The sequence below is a fragment of the Providencia sp. PROV122 genome (assembly GCF_028482365.1).
Taxonomy (GTDB): domain Bacteria; phylum Pseudomonadota; class Gammaproteobacteria; order Enterobacterales; family Enterobacteriaceae; genus Providencia; species Providencia stuartii.
On record NZ_JAMPQI010000056.1, the window covers coordinates 1 to 2,854 of the forward strand.

General features: G+C 36.0%; 5 protein-coding genes. All 5 read left to right on the plus strand.

Translation table 11 applies throughout. The annotated features are described in order from the left end of the window. Nucleotides 1-463 (plus strand): hypothetical protein (locus PSE69_RS19410; protein WP_272675328.1); only part of this gene is annotated, 463 nt, incomplete at its 5' end. A 23-nt stretch (nucleotides 464-486) separates the two neighbouring features. Next, a complete protein-coding gene (locus tag PSE69_RS19415; protein ID WP_147441375.1) occupies nucleotides 487-837 on the plus strand; it encodes a hypothetical protein in 351 nt (116 codons plus the stop codon). An 82-nt stretch (nucleotides 838-919) separates the two neighbouring features. Further along, nucleotides 920-1,141: a hypothetical protein gene (locus PSE69_RS19420; protein ID WP_076914652.1), complete on the plus strand. Its 222-nt coding sequence runs from the start codon at nucleotides 920-922 to the stop codon at nucleotides 1,139-1,141. Between the two features lie 238 nt (nucleotides 1,142-1,379). After that, the gene (locus tag PSE69_RS19425; protein WP_076914651.1) at nucleotides 1,380-1,970 is read left to right on the plus strand and encodes a hypothetical protein; all 591 of its coding nucleotides are present in this window, start codon (nucleotides 1,380-1,382) and stop codon (nucleotides 1,968-1,970) included. Next, the coding region (locus PSE69_RS19430; protein WP_272675329.1) for a hypothetical protein at nucleotides 1,970-2,854 on the plus strand (885 nt) is incomplete at its 3' end. The genes PSE69_RS19425 and PSE69_RS19430, both read left to right, overlap by 1 nt.

Here is a 2,854-nt window from a genome sequence, read left to right on the forward strand (position 1 = left end):
CAAAATACCAAAGATTGTTTTTTTAAGTCAAGAGCAAGCGGATATTGATTATTACAATCAAAATATCGCCAGCCCATTTGATGAGGACTGGGAAGAGTACCCTGAAAATGAAGACGGCACAGTTTCCAAAGAGAGAATTCCTATTGGCGTCGATTATTATTCATTGTTGGAATATGTATCAACAATAATTCAATCTCCTAGCATCCCTAATAAAATGAAAGAATTAGCGGAAGAAATTATGGGCCATAATCGTTTTTTTGAGACGTTAAGAGAGCGACTTGGTACCTCCGAGGCTTTTATAGGTTTCATGTTGGCCTTTGTTTCTCAACATGAGCGCCCAAAAGGAAGTGAGTTTCACTACAAAGGGAAATCTTACAAGTTCGGACGTCACCACTATAAAGTTGAATTTTTTTGGAACGGTCATTTGAACCTTATACTAGTAAGGCTTATACAAATCCAGTAGGAAGTGTGCATGATATCCAGCAAATGGCAACTCCCTCTAACGTACAAATGACAGCGGTCAATGATCTCCAAAAAGTGATTGCCGTATCTCTGAGATACACGGTAGTCGATGCTTGGATTGATAAGTGGACAGTAGATGAAAAAGGGCACAAAAAGCGAGAGGCAACTCGGGGTGATAGCCTTACGGTGAAAACCTACACTGAGTTAGCCGATGAACTGATTGAATATATTGCCTCAGATATAGATATCCAAAATAAAGCGGATGAAAATGGTGAGAAATTTGCACAAGGGGTGATGATCGCTGTCGATATCGCGTTGTTATTTACTGGGGTTGGCGCCGCAATCCGATTAGGGGGAAAGTGGCTTACCGTGTAGCAGGCGAAGTCGCTAATGTGGGTTTGATGGGCAATCAAACGATTGAAGATATGACGGCCTTTTTGGGATATAAGGATATAACGTGCTGTTAAATTCAATGAAATACCTTGATAGCCAAACTGGGAATACTAAAGCGTTTGAAGCCAGTTACCACGCCGCCAATATGTTTATTTTATTTGGAAAAAATGTCAAAACCAAAGCCTTAACCGGTGTCACCAGTGCCTCTGGTGGTGCAAGTATTGTTTACCTTGATAATTTTACAGTACAAGAGCCTACAGAGTTACCTGAATCGAGTCGTAAATAAGGATGAAATAAAGATATGGCATATGGAATTAGTACGACGAATCAAAAAAAACCAAAGGATTAAAAGCGCGTGATATTACTCAAACCCACGCAAAGCTACAAACATTTGAGCGGCATTTGGATGATGTTAAGGTGACACTGTTTGGACCCATAGTTGACGGTAGTTATTAGGTGATTTACATCGAGTTCTTTCAGAGCAAAAATTATATGATGACATTGCAGCACAGAAATTAGCGCATTTGGTCGGATATGTTGGTGAGAATTATGAGGTTAAAGCAGCAAAGGATGGTAGCTTACTCAGTGGAGTTTTTTATAGAACTAAAAATACAGGTAAAATTGAAAAAGCGGTTCCAGTTAATCAGCTATCAATAACAGGAAATAAAGGGGAAGAGTTAAATCCGTTATATGGAAAAAATATTGATACGAGTCACGTATTTAGTTTACAAAAAAATAATGGTCATGGAATCGATTTAATTTGTAAAATCGACTCACCTCCACCTCATTGGATTACAATTGAAACGAAAACAGTTATGAGAGAAAAATTTGATGATTCTGGGACATTAATTGGAGGAAGCCTCAGTGAAGCTCAAAAAGAGCCCATTAAAAAATTAAGCAAACACATGAAAAATGCTGAAAATAAATTTTACAAAAAAAATGATTACAATATAACCGATGCGGACTTAGATAATATTCGTAATATTCGTTCTACTATGCGTGCTAATATTGACAATATAAGGGGCATCAAAATAACAGTTGGAATAGATGAGATGTTTTCTGTTGGTAAAACCTCTCGATTTGATAACATATTTCTTATGGAGATAATAAAATAATGAATAGAATGGAATTAATAAATAAATATATAGAAACTGAATTGAAAGATATAGAAGTTAGTACTATAGATTTGAAAAAAAAGATAGATAATAGGTTTTATAAAGATATAGAAATAGATATCACAAAAAAAGCCGTTGATAGATATATAAATTACCTTGTTGCTCTTGATTCTGCAATGGGAATTACTGGAGAACTTTATATGAAAGAAGTCTACTCAAATGAGGATGAAAAATCTTATGCTTTTGAGAAATTCTTTTGGCATAGAAATGTTTCTTTTTTAGTTAATTACTATAATTTATTTAAGGATAAAAATATATCTTTAGACTTTTCTGAACAAGGCGAAATTTTACTAATGGATTTTGCTTGTGATGACTTTAGAATTGGGCATCTTTGCTACGATAGAATTATTGAGAATATTCAATCGGGTAAAATGGCAGAATCACTCCCTATGTATACTCGTCCACAGAAGCTAGGCGTACTAGCAGTTGAAATGCTGACAAGTGAAAAAAATCAGACTATAGATTGGGAGAGTGCAGGTATTCCTATCGATTCGTTTTATCAACGTTTTTGCCAAGAAGCGTTATATAATGAGAATCACGATGTTGTTTCCCAATGGCTTATTGAACTTTGTGACCGTCATGTAGAATGGTCAGCTTTATTTGATTTGGATGAAAATGAACAAAGTGCGACGGGCTATGAAATCGATATGGAAATTTTATTAGCGTGGCCATTTGAATATCAAGCCGTCAAAAATTTTCGCGCTAAACATGGTTTAACTACCCCTGTCATTGATCATCCGTTATTAAAAACCCCGATGGCTATAAAGCATCGTCCGGATATGGTGGGTTGGAAACAAAATAGGCCTGCTATTTATGACCAAATG

Excerpts from the sequence above, each read along its gene's own strand:
- PSE69_RS19415 (WP_147441375.1), top strand. The coding sequence starts at position 487 with ATGGCAACTCCCTCTAACGTACAAATGACAGCGGTCAATGATCTCCAA.